12 protein-coding genes are annotated in these 15,885 nt (G+C 46.3%); 10 read left to right on the forward strand and 2 right to left on the reverse strand.

Annotated features, from left to right (window positions below; translation table 11 throughout):
- Position 1: 1 nt before the first annotated feature.
- On the reverse strand, positions 2-571 hold the full coding sequence (locus tag BLCOC_RS13280) for a TetR/AcrR family transcriptional regulator (protein ID WP_029469180.1): 570 nt from the start codon (positions 569-571) through the stop codon (positions 2-4).
- Between the two features lie 199 nt (positions 572-770).
- Between BLCOC_RS13280 and BLCOC_RS13285 the strand changes: the two genes are divergently transcribed.
- From BLCOC_RS13285 to BLCOC_RS13315, 7 genes are all read left to right on the forward strand, one after another.
- Entirely contained in the window at positions 771-1,103 is a 333-nt protein-coding gene (locus tag BLCOC_RS13285; RefSeq protein WP_029469179.1) for a CGGC domain-containing protein, read from the forward strand.
- Between the two features lie 296 nt (positions 1,104-1,399).
- Entirely contained in the window at positions 1,400-3,799 is a 2,400-nt protein-coding gene (locus BLCOC_RS13290; protein ID WP_115622448.1) for a PAS domain-containing hybrid sensor histidine kinase/response regulator, read from the forward strand.
- Between the two features lie 39 nt (positions 3,800-3,838).
- Positions 3,839-5,854: a sensor domain-containing diguanylate cyclase gene (locus BLCOC_RS13295; protein ID WP_226827543.1), complete on the forward strand. Its 2,016-nt coding sequence runs from the start codon at positions 3,839-3,841 to the stop codon at positions 5,852-5,854.
- Positions 5,855-5,876: 22 nt separating this feature from the next.
- Positions 5,877-6,587 carry a response regulator transcription factor gene (locus BLCOC_RS13300; RefSeq protein ID WP_029469178.1) on the forward strand — a complete coding sequence of 237 codons (711 nt, stop codon included), beginning with the start codon at positions 5,877-5,879 and terminating at the stop codon, positions 6,585-6,587.
- Entirely contained in the window at positions 6,584-7,531 is a 948-nt protein-coding gene (locus BLCOC_RS13305; protein WP_115622449.1) for a sensor histidine kinase, read from the forward strand. Before BLCOC_RS13300 ends, BLCOC_RS13305 begins: the two co-directional genes overlap by 4 nt.
- A 99-nt stretch (positions 7,532-7,630) precedes the next feature.
- A complete protein-coding gene (locus BLCOC_RS13310) occupies positions 7,631-8,296 on the forward strand; it encodes an ABC transporter ATP-binding protein (RefSeq protein ID WP_018594066.1) in 666 nt (221 codons plus the stop codon).
- Positions 8,297-8,309: 13 nt separating this feature from the next.
- On the forward strand, positions 8,310-10,907 hold the full coding sequence (locus BLCOC_RS13315; protein WP_115622450.1) for an ABC transporter permease: 2,598 nt from the start codon (positions 8,310-8,312) through the stop codon (positions 10,905-10,907).
- A 57-nt stretch (positions 10,908-10,964) separates the two neighbouring features.
- On the opposite strand, the gene BLCOC_RS13320 is transcribed toward BLCOC_RS13315, so the two are convergent.
- Positions 10,965-12,179, reverse strand: coding sequence for an FprA family A-type flavoprotein (locus BLCOC_RS13320; RefSeq protein ID WP_029469175.1), 1,215 nt, complete (start codon positions 12,177-12,179; stop codon positions 10,965-10,967).
- A gap of 382 nt (positions 12,180-12,561) precedes the next feature.
- Here BLCOC_RS13320 and BLCOC_RS13325 point away from each other — a divergent pair, with 382 nt between their 5' ends.
- The 3 genes from BLCOC_RS13325 (at position 12,562) to BLCOC_RS13335 (ending at position 15,770) form a co-directional block, all read left to right on the forward strand.
- Positions 12,562-13,143 (forward strand): hypothetical protein, encoded by a 582-nt coding sequence (locus BLCOC_RS13325; RefSeq protein ID WP_029469173.1) that lies wholly within the window; start codon positions 12,562-12,564, stop codon positions 13,141-13,143.
- A gap of 330 nt (positions 13,144-13,473) precedes the next feature.
- Positions 13,474-14,037, forward strand: a complete 564-nt coding sequence (ahpC, locus tag BLCOC_RS13330) for an alkyl hydroperoxide reductase subunit C (protein WP_018594061.1) — start codon at positions 13,474-13,476, stop codon at positions 14,035-14,037.
- Between the two features lie 71 nt (positions 14,038-14,108).
- Positions 14,109-15,770 (forward strand): FAD-dependent oxidoreductase, encoded by a 1,662-nt coding sequence (locus tag BLCOC_RS13335; RefSeq protein WP_115622451.1) that lies wholly within the window; start codon positions 14,109-14,111, stop codon positions 15,768-15,770.
- The last annotated feature ends 115 nt before the right edge of the window (positions 15,771-15,885 follow it).

A 15,885-nucleotide genomic window follows, 5' to 3' on the forward strand; every position in this document is an offset into this window, starting at 1 on the left:
CTTAATTTTCTTTATCCCCTTTTTTAGATGATCCGGTAATACGGCAGACGAGCAGCGCCAGATCTTGGGCGCTCAGTCTGCTTTCGGCGCCTTCCCGAATCCATTGTTCCAGCATTGCCACCATGCCGCATATGACAAAGGCAGCGGCATATTCCTGCTCCTGCTCTGTGCGGGTTTCACGGAGAGCGTAATGCACAAATTTTTCTCTTTGCAGATACTCCCGGCATTTGCTTTGCAGTACACTGTTATTTCCGCTGCGGATGATAACTCCCAGAGAATCCTTGTATTCCTCAAAAAAACCAAAGAACAGCCTGGCCGCATCACAAAGATTATGAACCGTGTTTATCCTGTAGTGAGCGGTGAATTTTCCGAATACAGAATCCAGATAATATTCCAGGATTTCTTCTTTGGAAGAAAAAATCTGGTAAAAGGTCTGCCGTGAAAGACCGGCGGTATCCATGATCTGTTTAATGGTGATCCGGTCAATGGAAGAATGCTGCAGAAGCGTCATAAAAGCGTTCACGATTTCTTCTCGTGAGCGCAGAGCGGATGGATTATTTCCCTGGTACATATATTTTCTCCTTTTCCAAAAATCAGACATTTATACGGATATGTCAAACTTGCCATGGATGGATTGACAATCCCATATTACGTGTTTATACTATATCAAAAAGACATACACGTGTCAAAGTTTTAATGCGGGTATACACTGTTTTGAAGAATGGTATTCTGCACGTTATTTTGAGCGTATTCAAAGGGAGGAAATGATCATGAAGATTGGAATTATCCGCTGTATGCAGACAGAGGACTTTTGCCCGGGAACTGCTGATTTTAAAATGATCCAGGACCATAAGGGGGTATTTGCTGGAATAGAGGAGGATATTGAGATCGTTGGTTTTATAAACTGCGGCGGATGTCCCGGAAAAAAGGCTGTCCTGCGGGCAAAAGAACTGGTGAAGCGGGGGGCGGATACCATAGCCTTTGCGTCCTGCATCAAAAAAGGGACGCCTATAGGATTTCCGTGTCCCACAGCTTCCGCAATGATGGAGGCAGTGAAAAAAGCAGTGGGAGATGATGTTCGGATACTGGATCATACCCACTGATCTATGAAAATAGGCGGATGTGTACGTCTATGTGAAAAACGGGAATCATTTCTCTGATATTCCCTGACATTACCGTGCTCATGATCGCCGCTTTGATACACAGGCGAAAAAAAGAACCGGGAGGGCCGTATGGTCTTTCCGGTTCTTTTTTTGAGAGAAGGTTTCATTGTCAGCACAGATAGGGAGTAAAAACATTGCGTATTTGATAGCTCTGAATTATAATAAGATGAAAAGGATTAATATGAACAAGATTACGTGGATACGGAGAACTTAGAGAAGGTAAAGGGATAAAATATATGTGGGAAAATGAGGAAAAAGACGGCGCGCAGGTGAAACGACAGACAGCAGAAGATTACGAATACAGTACACTGATGCAGCTTTTGGGGGTAAGTGTGAGCAAACATCTGCTGGATGAGCATTTTACTCTCATCTGGGCCAATGATTTTTATTACCAGTTGATCGGATGGCCAAAAGAAGAATATGAAAAGGTGTTCCATAACAGACCTGATCTGTATTATGCAAATGACCGGGAGGAGTGGAAACGGATCACAGAAGTAGTCATGGAAACAATGAGAAGAGGGGAAAAAGGCTACAAGCTCGCAACACGTATGAGGAGAAAAAATGGAGAGCATATCTGGGTTCAGTTCTCTGTCAGGTTTGCCGATGAATATGTGGACGGTTATCAGGTAGGATATACAGTGATAACAAATATTGATGACCTGGTCCAGATCCAAAAGGAACAGTCTGTCACTTATGAAAGCCTTCCCGGTTTTGTGGCAAAATACCGGATCGACCAAGAGATGAACATGAATCTTCTAGAGGCAAATGCCCGCTTTACAGAATATTTTGGATGTGAAGCGGAACGAGGTGAAAACAGCCTGTATAAGAGAAATATTAAGGACAATATGGAAAGCATCACGAGACAGCGGGAGAATATCCTGAGTGGAAAGCCGCTTCATTTCACTATGCATGTGAAGAACCGAGAGGGCCAGATGCTCTGGCTGCAGGTTAATGCCGCCTGCGTGGACTGGCAGAAGGGGTGTCCCGTTTATCTGGCAATCTTTATTGATGTCACGGATATCACAGAGCTTAGGGAAATGCAGAAGAAACTGACCGAACAGACAGAGGCACTTAAAAAAGCCCTGGAGGAAGCTGAGAAAGCAAACAGTGCAAAGTCAGACTTCCTGTCCAGAATGAGCCATGATATCCGTACCCCTATGAATGCCATACTGGGTATGACTACCATAGCGGAGTCCCATATCCATGATCCGGAAAGGATTCAGGACTGTCTGGGAAAGATCACGGTTTCCTCTAAGCTGCTGCTGAGCCTGATCAATGAAGTGCTGGATATGTCGAAAATAGAGAGTGGGCGCATTGTATTGGCGGAGGAGGAAGTGAACCTGGCTGAGCTGGTACACGGCGTTGTGACAATGGTACAGCCCCAGATCCACAGCAAAGACATTACCTTCAAAACCTATGTGGATCACCTCTCCCATGAGATCGTGATCAGTGACATGCAGCGTCTGCAGCAGCTTATCCTGAATCTGCTGTCTAATGCGGTAAAATATACACCCTCCAAGGGCAGTATATGCATGGAGATCAAAGAGACGCCTTCACCCAAAAAGGATATGGCCTATTATGAATTTGTGGTGTCAGATACGGGAATCGGAATGAAGCCTGAATTTTTAAATCGTATTTTTGAACCTTTTGAGCGGGCAGATGATGAGCAGATCCAATCCATCCAGGGCACGGGCCTTGGACTTTCCATCTGTAAGAGTATTGCAGAACTCATGGGAGGAACCATTCAGGTGGAGAGCACTTATGAAAAAGGAAGCCGGTTTACTGTATCGGTTTGCCTCCAGATCCAGGAAGAGCCTATGGATGAGCGCGCGCTGGAAGGATTTTCCGTGCTGATCGTGGACGATGATGAATTTATCTGCCAAAATACCTGTGAACGTCTGGCAGAATTCGGACTTAAAACAGAATGGGCATCCAAGGGTGAGGAGGCCATTGAAAAGATAGAAAAGGCACAAAAGTTGGGGGAGGACTACTTTGCTGTGATCATAGATTATAAGATGCCTGACATGGATGGGATAGAGACCACACGGCGGATTCGTGAGAAAGTCGGAAATGAGCTTCCTATCATCATGATCTCTGCCTATGATCTGTCTGAACAGATGGATGAGGCGAAACAGGCGGGTGCAAATGGATTCATCACAAAACCTTTGTTTTGTTCCCGGCTGATCTATAAACTGAAGAAGTTTGCGGACGGCAGTTTTAAGGAGGTGGATTCCCGTCCGGTGATCCGGGGATCCTACAGTGGGAAAAGGGTGCTTCTGGCAGAGGATAACCAATTGAACCGGGAGATCGTGGTAGAAATCCTGTCAGACGCAGGTGTGGCTGTGGAGACTGCTGAAAACGGAAAAGCCGCTGTTGCGAAAATGACAGAATCCCCTGAAGGTACCTATGACCTGATTTTTATGGATATGCAGATGCCGGTCATGGATGGTTGTACAGCGGCTGAAAAAATCCGCATGCTTCCCCGGAAAGATGTGAAGTCGGTCCCTATCATTGCCATGACTGCCAATGCCTTTGCGGATGACCGCCAAAAAACCAGAAAGGCCGGGATGAATGGACACCTTGCAAAGCCCATTGACATGGAACAGTTGCAGATGGTACTGGATAAATGGCTTTGATGGAAAAAATACTTTTAAAAGTGCCGGAAGAAAGATATAATGGACAGAGGATATGAAAAGCTTTCATCCCGGACAGAAAGACAGAATGCGGTATTTTGGCAGAAGAATATACAGCCGGAAACAGGAAAAAAGGGCGGAGAGGATGTCAGAATGAAGAAAAATGTTTTAGTGCGGACGAATTTTCTGGTTTGTATTGTAATCGTCATTGGATTTGTGGTCACATCAGTTATCAGTTACCAGTCAAATCAGGGAATCTTCAGAAAAGATATGGAAAGTGTATCAAGACTGACATCAGAGGATATCTACCATCAGATCGACTCCATTTTTACGAAGCCCATCAATATCTCGCTGACCATGGCAAATGACAGCCTGTTGAAAGATTTCCTGGAAGGGGAAGAACAGCATATAGGAGATCAGGAATTCATTGACACCATGCGGGATTATCTGAATACCTATCGGGATAAGTATGGATATGACTCTGTGTTCCTGGCTTCCGTAAAAACAAAAAATTACTATTATTATAATGGCTTTGACCGGATCCTGGATGAAGAAGATCCAGAAAACCTATGGTTTTACAACTTTCTCAAACAAGAGAAAGATTATGGGATCCAGATTGACAATGATCAGGTGGAGGGTGCCGGGAATGAGGTCACTGTTTTTATCAACTGCCGGATAACCGACCAGGACGGGGCAGCAATGGGGGTGGTAGGCGTAGGGTTCCGGGTGGATTCTCTCCAGTCTCTGCTTCAGACGTATGAGGATGATTTTGGCGTCAACGCCTATCTGGTGGATGAATCCGGAAATGTGGAGATCTCCGGCGCTTATACCAGGTTTGAGGGCGACCGCAGTCTGTTTGACACCTGTGCTTTTTCAGAGCTTAGAGATACCATACTGGGCAGCCGTGAAGGAATACAGGACCTGTGGTATTCCTCCAAAAAAAGTGATGGATATGTTGTCAGCCGTTTTATTGAAAATCTCAACTGGTATTTGATCATAGACAACGATACAACCCTGCTCAATAAGAGGCTTGCGCTGCAGCTTTTAAGAGAAATCCTGATCGTGGCAGCCACGATCCTTTTGGTGCTGATAACCATCACATCTGTAATACGCAGATATAATAAAAAGATCATTGAGCTGACTGTGGCTACAGAGAAGGTGCACCAGGCAGTGTTCCAGGAGGCAACAGAACAACTCTATGAAAATATATATGAGATTGACATTACCCATAACCGGGCAGCAAGTGAATCCACGGCAGGGTATTTTGAAAGTCTTGGTTCACCACCGGATATTCCTTTTGATGAAGCCCTGCGCATTATCGCGCAAAAACAGATCAAGGAGGAATACCGGGAGGGATATATCCATACCTTTCATCCGGAAAGAGTGTTGGAAGCCTTTGAAAGCGGGAAGGAAAATCTGCAGTATGATTTCATGATCACCTCAGATGGTCAGACGTATTACTGGATGCGCATTACGGCTCATATTTTCCGCTGGCAGGAAGATGGCTCTGTGCGGATGCTGGTATACCGCCAGAATATAGATGAGCAGAAACGCCATGAACTGTACATGATGGAACAGATGCAGAGGGATTCTCTTACCGGGCTGTACAACAAGGTAGCTGCGCAGGAGCATGTCCGTCAAATGCTGGAACAGAGGCCGGAGCGTTTATATGCCTTTTTTATCCTGGATATTGATCATTTCAAGGAGGTCAATGATCAGCTGGGACATGCGGCAGGCGACCAGGTGCTTGTGGAATTTTCCCGGGCGCTGGCAGGTGCATTTGAGAAGGATGCGGTTGTGGGCCGGATCGGCGGGGATGAGTTTATAGGCTTTTTGGCCGTCAAAGATATGGCAGCAGCAGAGGAGCAGGCGGAGAAATTGCTGACAGCACTCAGAAGGAGAACAGAGGAGGGCGTCAATATCACAGCCAGTATAGGGGTGGCTGTTGCTAAGGGACAGGGGACAGATTTTGAGACTTTTTACAAAAAGGCGGATTTTGCTTTGTATAAGGCAAAAAAACAAGGCAGAAGCAGATATGTGACTACAACAGTTGACTAAGGAGATAAGGAACAGATATCATATGGGAACTCATTCCAAAAAAAATATATTGATCGTAGAAGATGATCTGAAACTGAACAACGGTATCCGGCTGGCCCTGAAAGGTCCGGAGTATGACTGCATCCAGTGTGACTGTGTCTCTTCCGGAAGAGAAGCAGTCCAAAAAGAGAACATACATCTGATCTTGCTGGACATTAACCTGCCGGATGGAAACGGACTGGACTGGCTGACGGAAATCCGGCAAAAAAGCGCGGTGCCGGTGATCCTGATCTCGGCAAATAATATGGAGATGGATATTGTCACTGGCCTGAAGCTGGGGGCAAATGATTATATCACCAAGCCTTTCAGCCTGATGGTGCTTCGCGCAAGAATAGAAGTACAGCTCAGAGAAAATGAGACAGCAAGTGCAGAAATATTTCAGACCGAAAACTATTCATTTGATTTCCGCAAAATGGATTTCCGGGTAGACGGAACCGGTGTGGAATTGAGCCGGACGGAACAGAGGCTTTTGAGAAAGCTGGTGGAGAATCCCGGTGTGGTCTTGACCAGGGAGGTCCTCACAGATGAGATATGGTCCGGTGACTCCGAATATGTGGAAGAACACGCGTTGACTGTGGTGATAAAGAGGCTGCGGGGCAAACTGCAGGAAACGGAGCATAAGGCAGCCTATATCAAGACCGTTTACGGCATCGGCTATGTGTGGGAACGGCAGGAAAAGGGAACGCAGGTATGAAAACAAATATTATGACAGGAATCTGTGTGTTCGTGATCCTCTGTCTTCTGGCAGCGCTTCTCATAGTTCTTGCAGCGGGCAGGGCACGGGAGAAAAAATTGCTGAGGCGTCTTCAGGAGATGCTGGAGGATGCCTCTGCGGGCACTTTTTTAGAGGGAAAGCTTGAGGATACCAAAATCTCAGAGCTGGAGAGCGCCATGTGGCGTTTTTTAAATGACAGCCGCCTATCCTCTGTACAGCAGGCGGAGCAGAAGCAGCGGATACAGTCTTTGATCTCTGATATCTCCCATCAGACGGTTACACCCATCGCAAACATTAAAATCTATGCGGAGCTTTTGAAGGAGCAGCAGGAAAAATGGAAGGCAGGAGACTGTTCTGTAAAGGAAGATATCGCTGAGGAAATTGACGCTGTCATAGACCAGGTGGATAAGCTGGATTTTCTCATTGGATCTTTGGTGAAGCTGTCACGGCTGGAGAACGGGATCCTGGAGCTGGAGCCGCACAATTGTTGTATCCGGGAGGTTTTGACTGCCATTCGCAGACAGTTTACAAAAAAAGCACAGCAGAAGGGTGTCACTCTTATAGTAGAAGATTCTGTGGAAGAGGCAGTGTTTGATCTGAAGTGGACCACAGAAGCGGTGGGAAATATTGTAGATAATGCTTTAAAATATACACCGGAGGGCGGAACGGTATGGCTGCGCGTGATCTTGTATTCCCTGTTCCTGCGCCTGGATGTGACGGATACGGGGATCGGAATTCCAGAGCAGGAACAGGCATCTGTCTTTACACGGTTTTACCGTTCCAGGACAGTATCCGGACAGCCGGGGGTGGGGATTGGGTTGTATTTTGCAAGAGAAGTGGTAAGAAGGGAAAAAGGGTATATCAAGTTGGCTTCAGAACCGGAAAAAGGGTCAACATTTTCGATTTTTTTGTACAGGGGATAATGTGTCAGAACTGATATATTCCTGACACCGGGTGGAAATATTTCTATGATATAGTCTGTATTGTAATAATACAGGCTATTTTGCGTGAAGGAGATCATTATGGTAATTTTACAGGCAAAAGATTTAAGAAAAGTGTACGGCAGCGGGGAGTCGGAGGTGACAGCCCTGGACGGCGTAAACCTCTCCGTGGAAAAAGGAGAATTTGCAGCCATCGTAGGAACTTCCGGCAGCGGCAAGTCCACCCTTCTGCATCTGCTCGGCGGTCTGGATGTCCCCACAAGCGGAAGTGTGATCATGGATATGAAACAATTGGAACAACTCAGTGATGATGAACTGACAATCTTCCGAAGAAGAAAGATAGGATTTATTTTCCAGCAGTTTAATCTGATCCCTATGCTGAATGTATGGGAGAATATTATCCTGCCCCTGAAGCTGGATAATAAAAGAGTGGATCAAAGATATATCCAGGAGATCATTGAAATATTGGGATTGGAGAAGAAGTGTGACAGTCTGCCGGGACAGCTTTCAGGAGGGCAGCAGCAGAGGGTTTCAATCGCAAGGGCAATGGCGATCAAGCCTTCTGTTATTCTGGCAGATGAACCAACCGGAAACCTCGACTCCAAGACCAGTCAGGATGTGCTCGGAATCCTGAAGGTGACCAGTGAACGGTACTGTCAGACCATTGTCATGATCACACACAATGAAGAGATCGCACAGATGGCTGACCGCATTGTCCGTATTGAGGATGGGAAAATAGTTATGTGATGGGAGGATACCGATGGAAATAAGAGAAAAAGCGGACAGCAGGCTCGGTCTGCGGCATCGCTTTATGAAAAGCTATAAAAAAAATACGCTTGCGCTGTTTTCCTGCTTTGTGTTCAGTATAACGCTCATCACATCCCTGCTGATCCTGGTCCATACGAACCACAGGATGGAAAATATCCAGGCAAAGATGCTTTTTACGGATTCTGACTGCAGCATCAATGAAATCGACAGCAGCAAAGTGAAAAAACTGGCTTCTGATCAGGACCTTGTGTGGTATGCCGTGACACAGCTTGATAATTTTGAATACGCAAAAAATTCAGCGGATGTTCGTCTGGAGCGGGGGGATAACCAGTATATAACACTGACGACTGTGGTAGAAAAAGGAAGGCTTCCAAAGTCAGAAAATGAGATCGTAGCGGAACGCTGGACACTTTTGAATATGGGGGTCGAACCGGTATGCGGACAGGAAATCGAGATATACGACGAGAATGCCGGCCATACGGAGATGCATCAATTAGTGGGAATCCTGTCGGATGTGCCGAGCAACAAAAAATACGGTCTTAAAACACTCTATGCGCCTGTAAAATCAGGGGAAGAGGATAACTATTCCGTATTTGTCCGTTTTCAGGACAAAACGGATTATGAAAAGAAAGTCAGTGCTGTCTGCAGGAATCTGGATATAGAGAAAAAGCAGGTAAAGAAATGTCCGGGCAGGGAAGATTTCCAGGGACTATGGCTGACGGATCTGAAGTTTTCCAGTGTTCTGCTGATGATCACTATGATCGTTTTTTATGGGATTTTTCAGATCACTATGATGTCACGGAGAAGTCCATACGGCATCCTAAGGGCCATAGGCATGCAGTCCGGGCAGCTTCGGCGGCTGATCCTGTCCGAATTATATGAAATTTTTCTGTTCAGTATACCCGCAGGGGGAATCCTGGGCTTTGCGATTGCGCTGCTCATTTCCTATTTGTCGGGAGACAGCAGCCAGGAAATCTATCTGAACAATAAAAGAGTATCCTTTGCGCCGGTGATCCCTGTTCTTCCCATTGGCATCTGTATGATCGTCATTGGGCTGCTGATCGGCCTTGTGGGGTATTTTACAGGGAAGAAGATGGTGCGGGAACCGGTGACGGATCTGATCGCCAATTACGGAAACAAGGAGAATAAAAATTCTTTTCCCATGGGGCATTTTCATTGGAAAAAGAATGATAACAGGCATGGAAGAGCATATACACTGTTCTCTCTTGGAAACAAATATATCTTCAAGGAGAAAAAGACCTCTGTTTTTGTTGTGCTTACCATTTGTGCCGGAGTTACCCTGTTTACCGGTCTGGCCTATCAAAAGAAAATAGCTGAAAATTACAGGGAAGATACTGCGGAAATGTATTATCTGAATGGGGAGTATGATATGGGAACGCTCCGGTTAGACAGTACATCTGACGGCATATCCAGGGAGGCTGCCGGGGAGATTGCTTCCCTTAAGGAGGTCCGTAATCTGAAGACGCAGTCAGGGATTCCTGTCCGTGTGATCGATGATAAAGAGGTAGGGCGGAATGAGGCATATTATGAGGAGATGAACGAGGGGTACCTCACACATCAGGGATATCCTCTTGCGGGGAATGATGGAAAGGATCAGATTTATAAATCCCTCATCTACGGGTATAATAAAAATGCACTGGCGGAATTAAAAAAATATATCATAGAGGGAGACTTTGATGAAAATGGGCTGAAAGACGATGAGATCATACTCTCCGTGCTGCGCATGGATGATGCCAGGAAGAAGAACCCGTATCCCGGCAGCTTTAAAGAGGGAACTCCGCTTATGGAATATCGGGCGGGAGACCGGATCCAGGTCAAGTACCGTCAGGATTTTGACACCGGGAATCTATCGTATGAGCAATTGTCAGATACGGATGCCCAGTATTGCTACAAAACATATAAAGTGGCGGCGATCGTTTCTTTCGCATATATGTATGACTGCAATATTACGGTGTATCCGCTTTTGATCACCAGTGATGACCAGGTGGAAAAGCTGTGCCCGGACAGCAACATACAGCGTTTGAACATGGACGGGGATGAGAATCTGACGGAAGAAGGCAGGGAGAAGCTGGAGAGAAAGCTGATCCGGCTGGGCAGCCAGTTTCAGGGAATCTCCACCCGCAGTATGCTGTCAGACATCCAAAAAAATGAGACGCTTTTCAGGAAACAGATGGTATATGTGGTGGGAATCGCGGTGATCTCTTTTATCTTGGTACTGATCAATGTGATAAACAATCTGAGCTATCGGATGCAGATAAGGACCCAGGAGATCTGTATGTTCCGCGCCATAGGCATGAGTGTAAAAATGATCCGCCGGATGATGATATTTGAAAATACTGTGCTGGGACTTTGTGGTGTGGCTCTGGCATATCTTTGCTCCATTCCTGTACTGAAGTATCTGTATGAGCAGTCGGATATGAGGGCATTCGGCCATAAATACCATTTTGACTATCCTGCATTTTTCATGATCTCTGCCATGGCAGTTCTTTTGTGTATCCTGTTGGCAGGCCATCTGTCAAAGGACTGGAAGACAAAAAAGATCATGGAGCAGATGAATAAGGTGGAATAGATTCCGAAAAAAACATCCGGCATCCTGTCAGAAAACAGGGTGCCGGATGTTTTTTGTTTATAGGGAAACGTTTTGGAGGGATTCCAGAATGCTGTTTTTCAGTTCGTTCAGACGTTCCATGGAATCTCCCTTCAGAGCGGATTTGATGGTGACCGCCGGTTCCAGGATCTGCATATTTTTCATTTCTTCCAGCAGTGTTCTCACCTGCTTTGTGCTGGTTGGCGCCCAGGTGCCGTTTTCGATCAGTCCGATGGTCCGGTTCTGAAGATTCAGCGCTTTCATATCATGCAGCAGAGTGAGTGTGGCCGGATATATGCCGCCGTTGTAAGTGGGGGAGGCAATGACCAGATGGCTGCAGCGGAAGGACTCTGCGATCAGTGTGGAAACATGCGTATTGGATATATCGTAGACGGCAACGTTTTTTACGCCTGCTTCAGCCAGACCAGCAGCCAGAATATCGGCAGCGTTCTCTGTATCTCCGTACATGGAGGCGTAAAACAGTGCGACAGCCTTTTCTTCCGGCTGATAGCTGCTCCAATGTGAATATTTATCCAGAAGATAATCCAGGTTTTCTCTCCAGACTGGGCCGTGCAGAGGGCAGATCATGCGGATGTCAAGCGCGGACAGCTTTTTCAGTGCGGATGTGACCTGAACGCCGTATTTTCCCACAATATTGCTGTAATACCGGCGTGCATCGGACAGCCAGTCTCTGTCAAAGTCAACCTCATCGCTGAAGAGATGACCGTTCAGTGCCCCGAAGCTTCCAAAGGCATCTGCGGAGAAGAGGATTTTTTCGCTCTCCTCATAAGTCACCATAACCTCCGGCCAGTGTACCATAGGTGCAAAATAAAAACGAAGTGTATGTGACCCAAGAAAGATGGAATCATTTTCCTTGACAGTTATGGTCTTGCCCTCCATATCCATATCATAAAACTGTTTTGCGAATGTCAGAGTTTTGGCATTTCCTACAATTTTCAGATCCGGGAAGCGAAGCAAAAGCTCTTCGATATTGGCACAGTGATCCGGCTCCATGTGATTGATGACCAGATAGTCAAGAGAACGTCCGTCCAGAACTGAGTAAATATTTTCCAGGAACTGGTGGGAGATAGAGGCATCCACAGTGTCGATCAAGGCAGTTTTTTCATCTGTGATCAGGTAGGAGTTGTAAGAGACACCCCGCGGTATAGGAAATAAGTTTTCAAAAAGTGCCAGTCTGCGGTCATTGCCGCCCACCCAGCTAATCGAGTCATTGAGTTTTCGCGTGCAGTGCATAAATGATTGCTCCTTTCATAAGAGAAACAGCCCGCCGCCATATGTCTAAAGTCAGCAAAAAAATGCCGGTGGTTTTGAAATGAAATGTGCAGAAAGGCTGCTCTGTTAGTTGGTAAAATATGTATTATGTTTGTGAATATTAGAATTTGCTAACCTATAAAAGAATATAACATTTTATTGAAAAAATCAATAGAACCGGGAGAACAACTTTTGCTTTTCGTAACTTTTATTTTTAAATATTTCATTGCTGCACATGATATCAGATTTCTTTGGAGCCGATGGCTGCTGAAATGTGATATACTGGAAATAACAGGTACAGACATTACAGCACACCACAGAAAATATTCTGTATATGTGCAGGAAAAGAGGAGGGTGATCAAGCTTGGGACTGATCAGTTATGAAACGTATTTGAGACAAATATTATTTGGGAATGTTCTGTTGATAGTCTGCTGTATATTCTATCTGGCGTGGTGGCTGCTGGCATTTAGGCCAAAGAATGCTGTCAAGGGAATGAAGACGGGGTGGCTGCTCATACCAGCGGCAGTATCCGGTATCGCAGCCATTCTTTTGATCCTTAGAGGCATAAAAGTTTCCCAGTGCTGCAGAGAACCATTTTCAGACAGCGTTGTGCTGTGGGGCGGTATCGCGGTGTATGCTCTGTTAGTGGCAGTCACCCTGTTTTTCTTTAAAAGACCGGTGACCACAGAGCTGATGCTTATCGTAGGCTGGGCTATGCTTACATTAGCGGAGATCAACGCACTGTATTTTTATCAGTGCTTTTCCTGGGGAACGGCGGCTTTTTTTATTGCGGCAGCCGTGGCCGCGGCAGTTATCAGTCTGGTCTGCTATGTACTCTATTACCGCCTGGACAGCCGGGCCGGTTATTATGACGGTATGGTGCCCTTAGTCTTAGCAGCACTGGTGATGCTGGGAATTTCCGTTGTCATGGTGCTGTGCAGGTAAATGCAGCAGACAGCAGTTTTGGTTTTGTATTTCCTGTTTTTTCTACTTGATTTTTTTATGGAAGTCTGTTATATTGAGAATAGTTAGTGATAACTAACTATGTAAAATTCAAGCAGGTATCATCCATTTGGCATTATTGCCGCTGAGGCTGAACAGCTTATGCGGAAAGAAAATAAGAATGGATTAAGAGACAGCGGGAATGATTTGACACCATGCAGACAATAATAAGGCTATAGTGTGTCTCCAGATTCAACACGGCAGATTGTAACGTACAGCATGCCGAAAATAATAATAAGACACACGCCGGTACATTACAAGGAGGTAATAGATATGTCATTGATAAACAAAGAAATTGGAGATTTTACAGTTCAGGCCTATGCAGGCGGAGAGTTTAAAACAGTAACAAAAGCAGATGTGCTTGGAAAGTGGAGTGTGTTCTTCTTCTATCCTGCGGATTTTACTTTTGTGTGCCCCACAGAACTGGAAGATCTGGCTGATAAATACCAGGAATTCAAAGGTATCGGATGCGAGATTTACAGTGTATCCTGTGATTCACATTTTGTGCACAAAGCATGGCACGATGCATCCAAGACCATTAAAAAAATCACCTATCCCATGCTGGCAGACCCCACCGGCGCTCTGGCAAGGGATTTTGAAGTGATGATCGAAGCCGATGGTATGGCTGAGCGGGGGAGCTTCATTGTGAACCCGGAAGGAAAAATCGTGGCCTATGAAGTGATCGCGGGCAATGTGGGAAGGAATGCGGATGAACTGTTCCGCCGCGTTCAGGCATCCCAGTTTGTAGCAGAACACGGAGACCAGGTTTGCCCGGCAAAGTGGAAGCCGGGAGCAGAGACGCTGAAGCCAAGCCTTGATCTGGTTGGCTTGATTTAGGAATTATAATGAAAAGGAACCCTCCCATCTCCCTTTGAGATGCGGAGGGTTTTCAAAAGAAAGGAGATGTCATGGATACAGAAAAGAATCTATATGATCTTGTGATCATAGGCGGCGGCCCGGCGGGTCTTTCAGCAGCCCTTTACATGGCACGTGCAAAGTACAGGGTCTTGGTTCTGGAAAAGGCAGAGATCGGCGGACAGATCACCATAACCTCAGAGATTGTAAATTATCCGGGAGTGGAGAAGACCAGCGGAAAAGAGCTGACAGAGAATATGTTCCGTCAGGCCCAGAATTTCGGTGCCGAGTTCGCACCCGCAGAGGTGCTGGATATGAAGCTTGACAGTGAGATCAAGACTCTCTATACCACAAAAGGAGAATATAGGTCTCTGGGAGTGCTGCTGGCAACCGGCGCAAATCCCCGTAAATTGGGATTTAAGGGTGAGCGGGAGTTTCAGGGAAGAGGTGTCGCCTACTGTGCCACCTGCGACGGGGAATTCTTTTCCGGGCTGGAGGTCTTTGTCATCGGAGGCGGATTTGCCGCTGTGGAGGAAGCTATGTTTCTGACAAAATACGCCAGGAAGGTGACCATAGTTGTGCGGAAGAAAGAATTTTCCTGTGCCAGGACAGTCTCTGACCGGCTGAAAGAATTCGGGACGATCCGGGTACTTTTCGAGACGGAGCTTTTGGAGGTGGGCGGTCAGGATATGGTGTCTTATGCCAGATTCAGAAATAACCGTACACAGGAAGAGTGGGTTCATGAAGCAGGGGAGGATCCGGGCTTCGGTGTTTTTGTGTTTGCCGGGTATGTGCCCAATACGGACTGGATCGGGGATGAAGTGGAAAAGGACGCTAAGGGTTATCTGATCACAGACCACGACCAGAAGACAAATCTGGACGGAATCTACGCGGCAGGAGACGTGTGTGTGAAAAATCTACGTCAGGTTGTGACCGCTGTTTCGGACGGAGCTGCCGCGGCAACTGCCCTTGAAAAAGCAGTGTCTGAGCTTCACACAAAGTTGGGAATCCCTGAATTGGTATCAGAGAGAAGGCTGCACCAGGCAAAAAAGGCGGAGCCTTCGGCAGAGACGAAGAAAAGAACGGAGGGAAAGGCGGAAGGATTTTTAAGCGATACCGTCAGGGAACAGCTCGAGGGTATATTTGCAAAATTCAGTCAGCCTGTGATGCTAAAGGCTTGGCTGAATGAAGAGCCTTTGTCCGGAGAGATCACCGGATTTTTGCGGGAATTAGAAGGAATGACGGATATGCTGACCTGGGAAGAAGCAAAAGATGTGGAAAACGCAGAAAGCCGCATTCTGCCATCTATTGAAGTGTGTTATCCTGACGGTGTAAGCAGCGGCATAGAGTTTCATGGGGTGCCGGGAGGACATGAGTTTAATTCCTTTATCATAGCCCTTTACAATGTGGCCGGACCGGGACAGGAGATCCGGCAGGAGATCAGAGAGCAGTTGGAAGCCCTGGATCATCCGGTCAATCTAAAGGTATTGGTTTCCCTGTCCTGTACCATGTGCCCGGAAACGGTCATGTCTGCACAGAAGGCAGCCGCCGTTTCCAAATACGTGGAGGCGGAAATGTTTGATCTTGCCCATTTCCCGCAGTTGAAAGAAAAGTATAAAGTGATGAGTGTTCCCTGTTTGATCCTCAATGATGAGAAGGTGTTTTTCGGCAAAAAAGGAATTGGGGATATCGCCGAAATCCTGAACAGTAATTAAGTTTATGATTTTTTAGAAAGAGCAGAAAATGGCTGACAAGTGTTTTCTGCTCTTTTTTGTACGCGAAAGGGCAAAATATTACACAAAACCACCTGGTAATGACATTTAAATTAAG

The sequence above is a fragment of the Blautia coccoides genome (assembly GCF_034355335.1).
Lineage (GTDB): Bacteria > Bacillota > Clostridia > Lachnospirales > Lachnospiraceae > Blautia > Blautia producta.